Origin of the sequence: Microbulbifer yueqingensis, from assembly GCF_900100355.1 — a bacterium.
GTDB lineage: Bacteria > Pseudomonadota > Gammaproteobacteria > Pseudomonadales > Cellvibrionaceae > Microbulbifer > Microbulbifer yueqingensis.
In genome coordinates this window covers 1-14,680 of record NZ_FNFH01000001.1, presented here as the reverse complement: position 1 = coordinate 14,680, position 14,680 = coordinate 1, and the positions used below count along the sequence as shown (strand labels likewise).

At 60.6% G+C, this 14,680-nt stretch carries 11 protein-coding genes; 4 read left to right on the top strand and 7 right to left on the bottom strand.

Annotated features, from left to right (window positions below; genetic code table 11):
• The first annotated feature begins 12 nt into the window (after nt 1-12).
• Nucleotides 13-3,111, top strand: coding sequence for an efflux RND transporter permease subunit (locus BLT26_RS00060; protein ID WP_091506184.1), 3,099 nt, complete (start codon nt 13-15; stop codon nt 3,109-3,111).
• A 299-nt stretch (nt 3,112-3,410) separates the two neighbouring features.
• On the opposite strand, the gene BLT26_RS00055 is transcribed toward BLT26_RS00060, so the two are convergent.
• The 5 genes from BLT26_RS00055 to ahpC form a co-directional block, all read right to left on the bottom strand.
• Entirely contained in the window at nt 3,411-3,620 is a 210-nt protein-coding gene (locus BLT26_RS00055; protein ID WP_091506181.1) for a cold-shock protein, read from the bottom strand.
• 397 nt (nt 3,621-4,017) lie between these two features.
• Entirely contained in the window at nt 4,018-5,202 is a 1,185-nt protein-coding gene (locus tag BLT26_RS00050; protein ID WP_139169339.1) for an SMP-30/gluconolactonase/LRE family protein, read from the bottom strand.
• A gap of 196 nt (nt 5,203-5,398) precedes the next feature.
• Nucleotides 5,399-5,986 carry a YceI family protein gene (locus BLT26_RS00045; protein WP_091506173.1) on the bottom strand — a complete coding sequence of 196 codons (588 nt, stop codon included), beginning with the start codon at nt 5,984-5,986 and terminating at the stop codon, nt 5,399-5,401.
• Between the two features lie 260 nt (nt 5,987-6,246).
• On the bottom strand, nt 6,247-7,839 hold the full coding sequence (ahpF, locus tag BLT26_RS00040) for an alkyl hydroperoxide reductase subunit F (RefSeq protein ID WP_091506169.1): 1,593 nt from the start codon (nt 7,837-7,839) through the stop codon (nt 6,247-6,249).
• A gap of 162 nt (nt 7,840-8,001) precedes the next feature.
• Entirely contained in the window at nt 8,002-8,568 is a 567-nt protein-coding gene (ahpC, locus tag BLT26_RS00035; protein WP_091506166.1) for an alkyl hydroperoxide reductase subunit C, read from the bottom strand.
• Nucleotides 8,569-8,843: 275 nt separating this feature from the next.
• Here ahpC and BLT26_RS00030 point away from each other — a divergent pair, with 275 nt between their 5' ends.
• From BLT26_RS00030 to BLT26_RS00020, 3 genes are read left to right on the top strand one after another with little or no spacing between them, the layout of a single operon-like run.
• Nucleotides 8,844-10,178 (top strand): DUF2157 domain-containing protein, encoded by a 1,335-nt coding sequence (locus BLT26_RS00030; RefSeq protein WP_091506162.1) that lies wholly within the window; start codon nt 8,844-8,846, stop codon nt 10,176-10,178.
• Nucleotides 10,175-10,699 carry a GDYXXLXY domain-containing protein gene (locus BLT26_RS00025; protein WP_091506158.1) on the top strand — a complete coding sequence of 175 codons (525 nt, stop codon included), beginning with the start codon at nt 10,175-10,177 and terminating at the stop codon, nt 10,697-10,699. The genes BLT26_RS00030 and BLT26_RS00025 overlap by 4 nt, the downstream gene beginning before the upstream one ends.
• 34 nt (nt 10,700-10,733) lie before the next feature.
• A complete protein-coding gene (locus tag BLT26_RS00020) occupies nt 10,734-11,351 on the top strand; it encodes a CPBP family intramembrane glutamic endopeptidase (RefSeq protein ID WP_175452979.1) in 618 nt (205 codons plus the stop codon).
• Here the strand turns inward: BLT26_RS00020 and BLT26_RS00015 are convergent.
• Both BLT26_RS00015 and BLT26_RS00010 read right to left on the bottom strand, forming a co-directional pair.
• Nucleotides 11,284-11,994 carry an exopolysaccharide biosynthesis protein gene (locus BLT26_RS00015; protein ID WP_091506150.1) on the bottom strand — a complete coding sequence of 237 codons (711 nt, stop codon included), beginning with the start codon at nt 11,992-11,994 and terminating at the stop codon, nt 11,284-11,286. The genes BLT26_RS00020 and BLT26_RS00015 overlap by 68 nt on opposite strands.
• A gap of 127 nt (nt 11,995-12,121) precedes the next feature.
• Nucleotides 12,122-13,141: an integron integrase gene (locus BLT26_RS00010; protein WP_091506147.1), complete on the bottom strand. Its 1,020-nt coding sequence runs from the start codon at nt 13,139-13,141 to the stop codon at nt 12,122-12,124.
• Between the last annotated feature and the right edge of the window lie 1,539 nt (nt 13,142-14,680).

Genomic DNA, 14,680 nt, shown 5'->3' with positions numbered 1-14,680 from the left:
TGGGAATAATGAATGATTGATCGCGTTATCCAATGGTCGCTGGCCAATCGCCTGCTGGTCCTGGCCGCGGCTGCCCTGCTGTTCGTGTGGGGGACATGGTCATCGCTGAAGGCGCCGGTGGATGTCTTTCCCGACCTGACCGCACCCTCGGTCACGGTGGTGGCCGAGGCCCACGGCATGCCGCCGGAGGATGTGGAACGCCTCGTCACTTTCCCGCTGGAAACCGCCATGAATGGCGCCAGCGGCGTCAGGCGGGTGCGCTCCAACAGCGGGATCGGCATCAGCGTGGTGACGGTGGAATTCGACTGGGGAACCGATATCTATCGCGCCCGCCAGATCGTGTCCGAGAAGCTGCAGACGGCGCGCACCGCGCTGCCCCCGGACCTGCCGCCACCGGTGTTGGCCCCGGTCACCTCGATCATGGGAGAGATCCTGTTTATCGCGCTGACCTCGGACGTGCACGACGAGATGACCCTGAAGACCACTGCCGACTGGGTAGTGCGCCGGCGCCTTCTGGCCGTGCCGGGCGTGGCCGAAGTTATACCCACCGGCGGCCAGACCCGCCAGTTCCAGGTGGTGGCCACGCCGGAGCGCCTGGCGGCCTACGGCGTAACCCTGGGCGAGCTGCGCCAGGCGGTGGCCGCTGCCAGCCAGAACTCGTCCGCCGGCTTCGTTACTGAGAACAACCAGGAGTTCCTGATCCAGGGCGTGGGTCGCGCCCGCGGGCTGGAGGATATCCGCCAGGCGGTGGTGACCACCCGCGAGGGGATGCCCGTGCTGGTGCGCGACCTGGCCAGTGTCCAGACGGGGCCGGCACCGCGGCGCGGTACCGGCTCCTACCGCGGCGAGGCGGCGGTGGTGCTCGGTATCCAGAAGCAGCCCGACGTGAATACGCTGGCCCTGACCGAGCGCCTCGATACAGTGATCGCCGATATCGAGGCCTCCCTGCCGAAAGGCATGCAGATCGAGACCGATGCCTTCCGCCAGGCGGATTTCATCAACGTGGCCATCGACAACCTGGCTGAGGCCCTGCGCGACGGCGCGATCCTGGTGGTCGCCATCATGTTCGCCTTTCTGTTCAGCGCGCGGGCGACCGGTATCGCACTGCTGGCCATCCCGCTGTCGCTGCTGGTGGCGGTGCTGGTGATCCGCCACCTCGGCGGCAGCATCAACACCATGACCCTGGGCGGCATGGCCATTGCCCTGGGGGCGCTGGTAGACGATGCCATCATCGTGGTGGAGAACATTGTGCGGCGCCTGCGGGAAAACCAGGCGTTGCCGGAGGCGGAACGGCGCGATACTACCCGGGTGGTGTTCGATGCGACCCGCGAGATCGAGGGCTCCATTGTTTTCGCGACCCTGATCATCATCCTCGTGTTCCTGCCGCTGTTTTTCCTGACCGGCGTGGAGGGCAGGTTGCTGGAACCCCTGGGCCTGGCCTACGTGGTGTCCCTGGCGGCCTCGCTGCTGGTGGCGGTCACCGTCACGCCGGTGTTGTCGCTGCTGGCACTCCCGGGCACCAAGGCGGTAGACAGCCATCACGACACCCGCTTCATCCGCTGGCTGAAGATGCGCTACCGCCCGATCCTGGCCGGCGCCATGCGTTACTGGCGCAGCGTCCTGATTGGTTCCACCGCCTTGCTGCTGGTAGCCATTGCCGGCCTGGTATTCGCGGGCCGGGGATTCCTGCCGGAATTCAACGAAGGCAGCCTGACCATCAGCGTGGTGACCCTGCCGGGCACATCGCTGGAGACCTCGGACGGGATCGGCCAGCGGGTGGAGGAGATCCTGCTGGAGCAGCCGGAAGTGGTGGCCACCGCGCGCCGCACCGGGCGTGCCGAGCTGGACCCCCACGCCCAGCAGGTGTTTGCCTCCGAAATTGATGTCACCCTGGAAATGCAGGAACGTGAGAAAGCGGAGCTGCTGGCGAGCCTGCGCCAGCGCTTCGCCGCCATTCCCGGCACCAATGTGATTATCGGCCAGCCGATCTCGCACCGGATCGACCATATGCTGTCCGGTACCCGCGCGAATATCGCCATCAAGATATTTGGCGAAGACATGTCCGAATTGCGCCGCCTGGGAAAACAAGTGGAATCCCGTGTGGCAGAAATTCCCGGTGCGGTAGACGTGGCGATGGAACAGCAGAGCGAGATTCCGTTCGTCGCGGTGAATTTTAATCGCCCGGCGCTGGCCAATTACGGCATGACGGTCGCCGAGGCGGCCGAAGCGCTGGAAACGGCCTTCACCGGTACCGAGGTGGGGCGCATCCTGGAAGGGCAGGCCAGTTTTGACCTGGTGGTGCGGTTCCCGGAAAGCGCCCGGGAAAATATCGATACGCTGCGCGAGACCATGCTCACCCTCGATTCCGGTGCTCGCGTGCCCTTCGCCGCCATCGCCGATATCCGCCGCGAGCGCGGCGCCAACACCATCAGCCGCGAAAACGTTCAGCGCAAGCTGGTGGTCATGGCCAATGTCGCCGGGCGCGACCTGATCAGCGTGGTGGAAGATATCCGCACGGCGCTCGGCGACAGCATCACCCTGCCCACCGGTTACCACATCGAGTACGGCGGCCAGTTCCAGAGCGCGGAAGCCGCCGCTACCCGGCTACTGTTTCTCGGCGCCCTGGTGATCGTGGGTATCTTCCTGCTGCTGGTGGCGGCTTTCGGCAATACCCGCGAAGCCTGGCTGGTAATGCTGAACCTGCCCCTGGCCCTGATCGGCGGGGTGGTGGGGGTCTGGCTGACCGACGGCATTGTTACCATTGCCGCGGTAATCGGCTTCATTACCCTGTTCGGTATCGCCACGCGCAATGGTGTGATCCTGGTAGACCACATCGGGCGGCTGCAGCGCGACGAGGGCTTCGACCTGGCAACTGCCATCCGGCGCGGGGCGGAAGAAAGGCTGGTGCCGATCCTGATGACGGCGCTGGCTACTGCGTTCGCGCTGATCCCGCTGGCCCTGGCTGCAGGCCAGCCCGGTAGCGAGATACAGGCGCCCATGGCAATCGTCATCCTGTGTGGCCTGCTTAGCTCCACCGCGCTGAATATGCTGGTGGTGCCGGTTATGTACTACCGGTTTTTTGGGCCAAAGCCCTCTGAAAGCGCGGCTTAATGCTCTAGAGGTTCGGGAGCTTCAGTCCCGGGTAGAGGGAAGGACGTAGAGTCCTCCGACAAAGGCTGCTTGCCAGAGTGGTTCAGGAAGAGGGGGCGCAGACGCACTGTTACACATGGCTTTTGCGTGAGGCGGGGAAGCGATGAACGTGGCTGGGGGAGCGGGTGCCCTTGCGCGCGGTGAAAAACCCGCCATACGCCTTTCATAAAAAAAGCAAAGCGGCTGCTTTGCTTTTCCTGGCGCCCGCGGGCACCGGCAGAGTGCGCGCCGCCGGGGTGCCGGCGGTGCGCCAATCGGCTTTAGACGACCACGATATTCGCCGCCTGCAGGCCCTTGGGGCCTTCGGTAACGGTGAACTCTACCTGCTGGCCATCGGCCAGGGTCTTGAAGCCGGAATCAGCAATGGCGCTGTAATGGGCGAAAACGTCGGGACCGGATTGCTGCTCGATGAAACCGAAGCCCTTGGATTCGTCAAACCACTTTACGGTGCCTTTAACGGTATTAGACATAATTTACGTCCTATAGAAATGGGTGATTGATATCCCGTGAATTCGGGGAAGCCGGAAAATTGGCTGATATTGCGGTGCTACAGAACGAGGATTATGACTAATGCTTCGAAACCGGAGTGGGTCAACAGGAGCTGATTTTCTAGCTGTGGTCAGTGTATAGGTGCTGGTTACCAAGTCAACACTTATTTTGCCGCTGTTCGCGGGGGCGGACTGGCCAGCGCAGGGATGGCAAATGGAGAGCGTGGCGCGGGTGTTTCCGCGCCTGTCATGCGCAAAGTGGACTATGGTGCCTGCTTGTGCAGCCGTGCCCCCTCCGCTTCAGACGACCAGCTTTCGTGCACCGGTCGGGCACCGGCAATACCTTTCCCGGGAGCGCGACCGTGGCCAGTAAACCCGCTTAGCCGGGATTGTGATTCGCAGGAAACTTTTTGGCAGGTATCTTGAACCCATCCTGGTGGAGTAACAGGCCGGTGGTTTCACCATTGGGGTGGCGCTCGAACTCCAATTTGATATCCAGTTCTCTCGAGTGAAAAAGGTTGCCCGGTTCTGGAAGCAGCTCGATTTCCTTACCGGCCTCTCGCAGATAAAGTTGAGTACCTTCCTGAATGACATCCAGTCTCCCCCCACTGACCAGGCGGTAACGGCCGGCATAGCTGTTCAGGATCTTGTGGTAATCGAGGGACTTGGTTTTGGCTGGAACTGGCTGCCACTGGATCCGGTAAACAGAGTCCATGGCGGTGATCATCAGGTCCTGCTCACCGCTGCCGGCCCAGGCGACGTTGGTAGTCTGCAGACCGGGAATCCTGATTTTGTCCAGCAGGTCGCCATGGGCGGAGAAAACCCATACCCCACCCGGGCCTGCCACGAACAGGTTGCCCTTGCTGTCGGTGAGCAGGCCGTCGGCAGCGCCGGTATCTGCGCTGATGCGGGCAAAGACCCGCTTGTTGCTGAGTCGGTGGCCGTCAACATCAAACGCGAGCACTTCGCGATCAAATGAGTTCGTCACGTAGAGGGTCCGGTAGTCCGGGGAAAAGGCGATACCGTTTGGCTGGGAGACTGTACTGTCGAGCAGTTCCAGCTGGCCCGGGCCGGTTATGCGGTAGATTCCGGTAAAGTCCAGTTGTTGCTTATCCTCAGAGAGGCCGAGTGCCGGGTCGGTGAAGTAGATAGAGCCGTCCTCGTGCACGACCAGGTCGTTGGGCCGATTCAGCCGCTTGCCTTGGTAGTGACTGGCCAGCACCTCCTGTGTGCCATCTCCCTTGAGATGCGCCACCCTGCGCGCCTTTTGCTGTGCCATTACCAGTTGCTGGCCTGCGGACAGCGCCAGGCTGCTGCAGTCTCCCGAGGGCCTGACCACCACCTGGGTGGGGCCGCTGGGCTGCCAGCGATAGGCTGTTCCTCCCCCGACATCACAGAAGTAGAGGTAGCCCTGGTGCCAGAGCGGTCCCTCGGTAAGTCCATAACCGTAGTCGAGTCGTTCAAGGAGCAGATTATCGGGAAGGGGGGATGCGGTTTTTGCTGCTAGCCCGCCGCTGGCCAGAATGGTAAACAGGCTTGGTAAAAAAAGTTTCAGGGTGCGCACTGGAGTCCCTCCCGCATGTTTTCCTGATGACCGACTGCCGTGCAGCAGGCGAACCTGGTATTTACCACTGAGGGTACTGATTATTTTCCGGGGCAACAATGCTGCCACGATCGAAGGGGCGCAGCGTCGCCCTGGCGAGCGGCAAGCGAATTAAGCCGCATTACTGCGGCTGCAGTAATGCGGGCATGAGGCGCGGTCAGCTCCTGTCCAGGACCAGCTGGAAAGTAACCGGCACAATTGGGCTTATGGCGTCGAGGCCTGCGACCTCGCGAAGCTTTTCGATTCCCTGCACCAGCCCGTAGTCAGCGGCATCGATTACGATGGGTTCTGCGGTCGTGACCAGGGCGCGGCCGCCCTCAAGGCCGGTGACCCGCAGTTTTGCAGATTCCGTATGCTGGCTCCCCGCAAGGGAAAGCTTGAGAGGAACCTCGGCGGAGTAGCTCTGCCCCGCCTGCAGGCCGGCGAGTTTATCGCTGTCGATCTGGGCCGAGACCGTGGCGGTGGGGAAGCGCTCGGTATGGAATAACATGGACTGCAGGCGCTCGTTGCGGATGGGTATTCCTGTCTCGACGCTGGCAAGTGCGATGTTGATGGTTGCCCGGCCACTGTCAGTGACATCCCCACTCACACTGTTGAATTTGTGTGTCTCCGCGACCCTGGTTTTCTTGACCGATACAAAACTGATCTCAGATTGTTCCGCGCTGACTTCCCACCCTGCGAAAGCGGCCTGGGACAGGCACGCGAGTGAGGCAGCCAGTGCGGCAATAAAAGTTTTGGTGCGCATGGAGACTCCTATGGTTTTGGTTATGGTTAATTTGGGCCGGGATTGCCATCGCGAAAGACGCCGGCGGTCCCGGGGCAGGGATGACAATAGCCAACTTGCTTCAACATGGCAAAGGAAGCTGGCTGTGCTTCAATGTGTTGGAGGTGGGACCGGTCAACCCCTCACCGCTGCAGACAATCTTAACCAATCGCGCTGTGACGTAGCCGGGGTGCACCGGATACTTGCCCGGTACTCCTGTACCGGGCAAGTGGCGGAAGGGCTTATGCGGCAGAGGCTTCTGTTGCCTGGCCAGGTTCCTCCGCGGTCTCTATGTCACTGCGGATCAGGTAGTCAAACGCTCCCAGGGCCGCGGTGGCTCCCTGTCCCATGGAGATCACGATCTGCTTGTATGGCACCGTGGTAGCGTCGCCGGCGGCGAACACGCCGGGTAGCGAAGTGGCCCCACGACTGTCTATCTCGATTTCACCCATGCGGTTCAGTTCGACGTCGCTGTCGCGCAGGAATTCGGTGTTGGGCACCAGGCCGATCTGCACGAAGACGCCGGCCAATTCCAGCGCCTTGCTTTCGCCGCTGACACGGTCGGTGTAATGCAGGCCAGAAACCTTTTTGCCATCGCCGACAATTGCGGTGGTCTGGGCATTGGTGATGATGTCCACATTGCCCATGGAGCGCGCCTTGCGCACCAGTACCTCGTCGGCCCGCAGGGTATCGGCGAATTCCAGCACGGTGACATGCCTGACGATACCGGCCAGGTCGATGGCGGCCTCGATACCAGAGTTGCCGCCCCCGATCACCGCTACATGCTTGCCCTTGAAGAAGGGGCCGTCGCAGTGCGGGCAGTAGGCTACACCTTTAGTGCGGTACTCGGCCTCGCCGGGCACGCCCAGTTCACGCCAGCGCGCGCCGGTGGCCAGTACCACCGAGCGACTCGCCAGGGTGGCGCCGCTCTGCAGCTCCAGTTCCAGCAGCTGGTTGCGCTGTATTGATGCCGCGCGCTGCTCGGTGATGATGTCCACACCGTATTCTTTAACGTGCTGCTCGAGGCCAGCCGAAAGTTTCGGGCCCTCGGTATAGGGCACGGAGATAAAGTTTTCGATGCCCACGGTATCCATTACCTGGCCGCCGAAGCGCTCGGCCACCAGTCCCGTGCGGATGCCCTTGCGTGCGGCGTAGATGGCGGCAGCGGCGCCGGCCGGGCCACCACCCACCACCAGCATGTCGTAGGGTTCGCGCTGGTCCAGTTCGGCAGCCTTGCGCTCCGCTGAGCCCGTGTCGATCTTGTCGACGATCTCCTGCAGGGTCATGCGGCCCTGGCTGAAATGCTCGCCGTTCAGGTATACCGATGGCACCGCCATCACATTGCGCCGCTCCACCTCTTCCTGGAACAGGGCGCCGTCGATCATCTCGTGGGTGATGTTCGGGTTCAGGGTGGCCATCAGGTTCAGCGCCTGCACCACGTCAGGACAGTTCTGGCATGACAGCGAGATATAGGTTTCGAAGTGGAATTCACCTTCCAGCTGGCGAATCTGCTCCAGCACCTGCGGGTCGGCCTTGGACGGGTGGCCGCCGGCCTGCAGCAGGGCGAGCACCAGCGAGGTGAATTCGTGGCCCAGGGGAATACCGGCAAAGCTTACGCGGGGCTCGTCGCCCGCGGGGCCCACGGCCATGCTCGGTGTCCGCCTCGCTTTGCCCGGTTTGGCCTCGATCTTTGGTGAGAGACCGGCAATTTCATTGGCGAGCTGCTCCAGCTCGGCGGATTTGGGGCTGTTGTCACCGGACACACGAACCTCGATCGGATCGACGATATTCTGCAGGTAGGTGTCCAGCTGTTTCTTCAGGTTTGCATCCAACATCGGTGTGTCCTGTATGAATTCGGTAAAAAGGGCCCGCGGGTGCGGGCCAGGCTTGGGATGGTCCCTCGGGGGATGAGGGTAGGTGCAGGAGCCGGTCCGCCGGCGAAGCCCGGAGGCTCAGTGGGTTTCGCCTGCGAGCAGGCTCCTACATTCGGGGCCGGCTTAGATCTTGCCGACCAGGTCCAGGGACGGCGCCAGGGTTTCCTCGCCTTCCTGCCACTTGGCCGGGCAGACTTCTCCCGGATGCGCGGCAACGTACTGGGCGGCCTTGATCTTGCGCAGCAGCTCGCTGGCATCGCGGCCGATACCACCGGCAGTGATCTCCACGATCTGGATCTTGCCCTCCGGATCGATCACGAAGGTGCCGCGGTCGGCGATGCCTTCCTCCTCGATCATCACGCCGAAGTTGCGGGTGATGGTGCCGGTGGGGTCGCCGATCATCGGGAACTGGATCTTGCCGATGGTCTCGGAGGTGTCGTGCCATGCCTTGTGGGTGAAGTGGGTATCGGTGGAAACGGAATAGATCTCCACGCCCAGCTTCTGGAACTCTTCATAGTTGTCGGCCAGGTCGCCCAGCTCGGTGGGGCAGACGAAGGTGAAGTCTGCCGGGTAGAAGAAGAACACGGACCACTTGCCCTTGACGTCGGCATCGCTGATGTCAAAGAAGTCGCCAGCCTGGTAAGCCTTGGCCTGGAAGGGTTTCAGTTCGGATTCGATATAACGGGACATAGGGTGTCTCCTCGTTGCCGTGAAAGTTGGTTTGGGTTTGTCTGGAACGAGGAAAATACTATGGGCTTTGAGTGACTCATTAAAATAATCTATTTAAATGGCGATGATAGCTGCTCGCAATCATATGATGTCCTCTAATAGCTCATGTTTGACCGTCCGGGCGTGTTGCGTCTATGTCGGCGTGTGGGATACTGGTTGTGACCACCACGTCGGGATCGTTATCGGAGCTTTGGCTCCCATTCGTCTAAAAACCTGCAAGGACCTGCCAAAGCCCCATGCGACTCATCCGATTACTGAAAAATGACCTCGCCCGCGAATCGGCGGAGTGGGTAGATGAGGGACTGATCAGCCGCGCACAGGCGGAGGCCATCTGCACCCGTTACGGAGTGGACTACGAGCAGGCCCGCAACCGCAGCTTCGGTTACAACGTGCTGGTGGGGCTGGGCTTCCTGTTTATCGGCCTGGCGTTGATCACCCTGCTGGGCGCCAACTGGGACGAAATCCCGCGGGCGCTGCGTATGTGGGGCCTGATCGCCATCACCCTAGGGACACAGGCGCTTGGCATGAAGCGCTACCTGCAGGGCGACCGCAGCGGCGGGGTGGGGCTGTTCCTGCTGGGCAACCTGTTCTTCGGGGCCGCGATCATCCTGATCGCCCAGATCTATCACCTGGGCGAGTATATGCCCGACGGCATCTTCTGGTGGGCGCTGGGCAGCCTGCCGTTCGCGGTGTTCACCCGCAATCCGTGGCTGGCCATGCAGTCCGGGCTACTGGCGCTGCTGTGGTTCTTTATAGAGGTATCTTTCGGGTTCTACCCGGCGCTGTTCCCGCTGTTTGTCCTCGCCCAGTTATTCGTGCTTCTGCGCGGGCCGCAGAGCGTGCTGCTGTTATTGCTGGTGATTGCCAGTACCGGCTTCTGGGTCGAGTATTCCCTGGCGGCCCTGTGGCGCGAGGCCGAGTCCTTTTACCTGTTTGACCTGCACGCCGAGCACCTGGCGGTGGCCGCCGCCATGTTCCTGCTATTGTCGGTATTTGGGCAGTGGCTGTATCGCCGGGAGGGCACCAAGTCCCGGGACTACGCCGCAGTAATTTCCATCTGGTGCCTGCGCTTCGCGGTGGTCTCGCTGGTAGTGCTCGGCTTTGCCGGGCCCTGGGAGGAGTTACTGGATGCGGCCTGGCAGCACCCACTGGGCATGTGGCTGGTACTGGTGCTCTTCGCAGTGCCGACCCTGTGGCTGGCGCGCTCGGCGGACAGGCTGGTTCTCGCCGGGGCTCTCACCGCGTCACTGTGGCTGGCCGTGCTGGCGGTCTCCACTCTCGGCGACGAGGGCTATGCCGTGTATTTCCAGGTGGCCGCCAACTTCCTGATGGTGGGGTTCGGTATCTGGCTGGTGGTGCGGGGTATTCACCACGGCATTTCCCATTACTTTTTCCTGGGAGTGGCGGCCATGCTGGTTACGGCATTCCTGCGCTATATCGACCTGATTGGTGACTATATCGGCGGTGCCGCCATGTTCGCCGTATTCGCATTGTTGTTGTTGGGCGCGGCCCGCTACTGGAAGCACTACCAGCCCGGCCAGGGGGAGTCGGACGGGGAGGGATCGCGATGAAACCGAAAGCCACTGCCGCCCTGGCCGCGGCCATCCTGTTCCAGTTCCTGGTGTTGACCGGCATGTACGTGAAGGCGCAATTACCGCTGTGGACCGGCGAGGAGATCCGCGTAAAGACCGTGCCCGTGGACCCGCGTTCCATGTTCCGCGGCAACTATGCCCGCCTGCAATACCCCTTTTCCGAACTGGACGCGTCTCTGTTCGGTGACAGGTCCCTGCGCCAGGGCGAAGTGGTGTATGTCTCCCTCGAGAAAACCGGTTCGGGGCTCTACCGCCTGGCCGGTGCCGGTCTGGAGGAGCCGGAAGAGGGCATATTCCTGCGCGGCCGCGTCAGCGGCAGCTGGTTCCGTGATAGCGGCGAAGCCTACCGCGTGCGCTACGGTATCGAGGCATTCTTCGCGCCGAAACAAGAGGCCCTGCGGTTGGAGAAAGTGTTGCGCGATGCCGCGGAAGCGCGGCTCAGGGTGGACGGCGATGGGCGGGCGAGGCTGGTGGCTGTGCTCGCGCCGGAATCGGACTGACCCCGCCGGCGGCCGCCTGCGACAGGGAGAGAGTATGGAGTATCTGGAGCCGCGGGGCGCTGTGAAAACCGGCCTGCTGATCAGGTTGCAGTTATGGCTGTTGTTGGCAGGTGCTGCCGTGACCCTCTGGGTGGGGGTGCCATTCTCGTGGCTGGGAACGCTCGGCTACGGTGCGTTCTCCTGGGGCTGTATCGCCGCTGTGGCAAGCTATGGCCTGGCAGCGTGGCTGACACGCCTGTCGCTGCCCATAGGTCGCAGGCTGCGGCGTATCGTCACCATGCTGCGTCCGCTGCTGGCCGGTATCACCTGGCCGCAGCTGGTGCTGGTGTCCCTGCTGGCGGGCCTGGGCGAAGAGGTGGTGTTCCGGGTACTGCTGCAGGGGTGGCTGGCGGAGTGGGCGTCGCCGGCCTGGAGCATTGTCATTGCCTCTGTCCTGTTCGCCCTCCTGCACGCAATGACTCCCCTGTATTTTTTTGTGACCCTGGTCTTTGGCCTGTTTCTGGGCACTGCCTACTGGCTATCCGGAAGTGTCATCTTGGTAGTGACCTGGCACGCGGTCTACGACCTGCTCGCCATCGCTGTGATCACCCGGCGGCCGGAGTGGCTGGGGCTATGTGCAGACCGGACGGCAAAGGAGAGTGGGCTGCGCTAAGCGGGCAATCCAATGCGATCTTCGCGCTCACCCAATCGCTGGCCTTCGCATCCGGTAACTGAAGCAGGCCGACAACAATCATCAACACGACCAGGCCGGTCAGTGTGAAGGCGACCAGCGCCAGCACGCCGTCCTGCGCCACCAGCGCCAGGCCGAACGCCATGAGAGCCGCGCCCGCCATGCTGGCAGAGAAAGGCACCAGCTCCATGACCGGCATCCCGAGCGCGATGGCCGTGCAGATCAGTGCTATCACAAAGGTGCCGGTGCGCTGCACCAGGAAGCGCAGGCGGGGCTTCAGCCAGCGGTCGATAAAGGCAGCCGGCTTGTCCAGCCACTTGAGTGCCCGCAGCAGCTTCTTCTTGGAGATCGAGCGGCGCAGTATCCACTGCGGCATCCAGAAATGGTGACGGCCGATCAGCAGTTGCACGGAGACCAGTAGCACCAGCAGCGCCATTACCGTGGGCAGGCCCGGAATGCCGGAGAGGGGCGAAAACACGATCAGGCCAACCATCAACAATACCGGCGCAAACGAGCGGGGTCCCACGGCGTCCAGGACCATACCCAGCGACACGCGGTTGCGCTCTTCGGCTGACTGGGCGATGTGGGCTAGCAGCTGCTGCAGGCTGGTGAACTCGTACGGCATTCCGGGTGGCTGGCTTGTGAACTTAAGGTCATTCTAGCCCGGGGACGGCGCCGTTTTACAGTTCAACATGCACAAGCCCAATGAATAGGCAGCCGGCCGGGGATGCTGTGCCTATATGATTATGCCCCTAGCAGCTGCCGGTACCGGTAGTAGTAGCCCTCAGGCGGTCGGCAGGGCTAAGCACTCCCTTGCCGCCCCGGTTTACCACGTGCGTGTAGATTTCCGTGGTACCGACATCTGCGTGGCCGAGAAGCTCCTGGATAGTCCGCAGGTCGTAGCCCGACTCAAGCAGGTGGGTGGCAAAACTGTGGCGGAAGGCGTGGGTGCGGGCTGGCTTGCGGATGCCGGCGCTGCGAACTGCGCGGCGCACGTGCTTTACCAGCGTCGAGGCGTGCATATGGTGGCGGCGCTCTGTTCCCGAGCGAGGATCGATACCAGTAACGGCCGACGGAAACAGGTACTGCCAGCCCAGCTCCCGTGCCGCAGCGGGATACTTACGGGCAAGGGCGTCCGGCAGGTACACCTCGCCGAGGCCCTCCACAAGGTCCTGCGCATGCAGCAGCTCTACACGCCGGATCTGCCGCCGCAGCTCCGGAATCAACGCCTGCGGTAGCATGGTGGTGCGGTCCTTGTTGCCCTTGCCCGCACGGACATAAATATTGTTGCTGCCGAAATCGATATCCTTTACCCGCAGCGACAGCAGCTCTGCACTCCGGAGGCCGGTGCCATACATCAATTCCACCTGTAACCGGTAGACACCCTCAAGCTGGCCCAGGATTGCCGTGATCTCCGCCGGGCTGTAGACAACTGGCAGGCGCCGCGCTCGCTGTGCCGGTTTGAAATCCAGTGCACCGGTGTCCCGCCCAAGGAACCGCTTGTAGAGATACACCAGCGCATTGAGGGCAATACGCTGGGTGTTCACCGAACAATCCCGTTCCGTGCCCAGGTGCGTGAGGTATGCTTCGATTTCCGCTAGACCCATCTCCTCCGGGTGGCGCAGATTGTGAAAGTGAATGAAGCGCTTGACCCAATGTATGTAGGTCTGCTCAGTCCGGTACGATAGTCCCGCTTCTCGGATATGGAGGCGCAACCTCTGTATAAAACCCCCGGCTTTCGCCTGGGGGATGCGGTGACGAATATCATCCATGACAAGCCCTCAATACTGTTCACATGTACAGTATTGAGCCTTCCCTCAGGTCGTCAAGCACCTGGATCACGAGCCGCGTCTTCTATCCACGGGAAAATGGGCATAAGTCGTTGACTTGCAAGGGGTAACATTTAAGATCAATTGACGAAAATTCAGGGGGAAACTCACGACGCGTCTTGTTTTGTAGCGGCCCTGCGCTCAGTCTTGGCGCTAAGTCTATGAAATGTAAGGTAAATCCCAGAAGGCTTGGTCTCAGCCAGGTATAGATAGCCGACGCTGGGATAAATAGACGCGTCCTTTGAATAAACTGTTAAGTTTTCTAGCATCCTGAGAAGCTTACGTTCGACTACGTGAAAAAAGTGAATAGGGAAATTTCACATGAATAAAAAGGCATTCGGAGTATCAGTTTTAGTTATTGGTATAGCTTGGCTTTGCGCCATAATCTTGACGGCTATCTCTCCAATGCAAGTTACTATGCTTGCCATACTCATGGTGGTTTTGTCCTTTGTAGTCTTGGCTATATTGGCAGCCATAAAGTGATCCGGCGCGGCCAAAACTTAACAATCACAGGCAGTGAAGCTCCGGGCCTTCGGCCCTCCGCGGGACGGCTTACCTTATGCAGGTTTTGCGCGGTCGCTTCGCTCCCATTTTCGCGCAAAACGCGCATAAGGTAAGCCGCCCCTGCTGTGGGCGTTATGTTTAAGATGAACCCAAAAAGCCTTTACAAAAATACTGATCCAGTAATTGCTGGTGGACTGGTTATAGTTTTCTTTGGGAAGCTATATGAGTCTGGGCTAAGTAGCGCATTGGTTTTTAGCGCAATTATTATGTACCTACTTGCATGCTGGTGGACGGTAAGCCGAATCCAAATCGTTGGACTGAGTCGTGCAGTTGAAGAAGCCCCATGGGCTTTTCTCTTCATGGGATACTGTTTAGTTTTCATACCATTTTGGGTTTGGTTTCAATTCGGCAACAATCCATGGTTTTTAATTTTTTTTCCTCTGATAATGGCAACAACTCTTAACGGAATCTTGTGGGCTTGTAAAAAACTTCGGTGGTTGTAAACATAACAATCACAGGCAGTAAAGCTACGCCCCTTCGGGGCTCCGCGGGACGGCTTACCTTGCGCACGTTTTGCGCGGGTCGCTTCGCTCCCAGTTTCGCGCAAAAAGCGCACAAGGTAAGCCGCCCCTGCTGTGGGCGTTAAGTGCGCAAGGGAGTCATGGTTTGTTTGAGTCAGATGAGTTGAACGAAATTCTTAAGTCGGAGCTGGCTCGCGGTAATGAAGTCGCCGAGGATTCAGCCTGGCCGCCTAAGTGCAAAAAACTAGTTATTCTAAAGCGGCGTTTTCACGGTACGTACGATAAAGGGACTTTGGGGTATCGAAAAATCAACAACCCGCATTGGTATGCGGAGTATTCAACAAGTAATCTGGCAGAGTGTTTAGCATGCAAATAGCCGAGCACTTAACAAGCAAAGGCAGCATCGCCCCTGCGGGGCTGGACCTCGCTCAGCTCGGCCGCTGCTTTGGGCGTTATG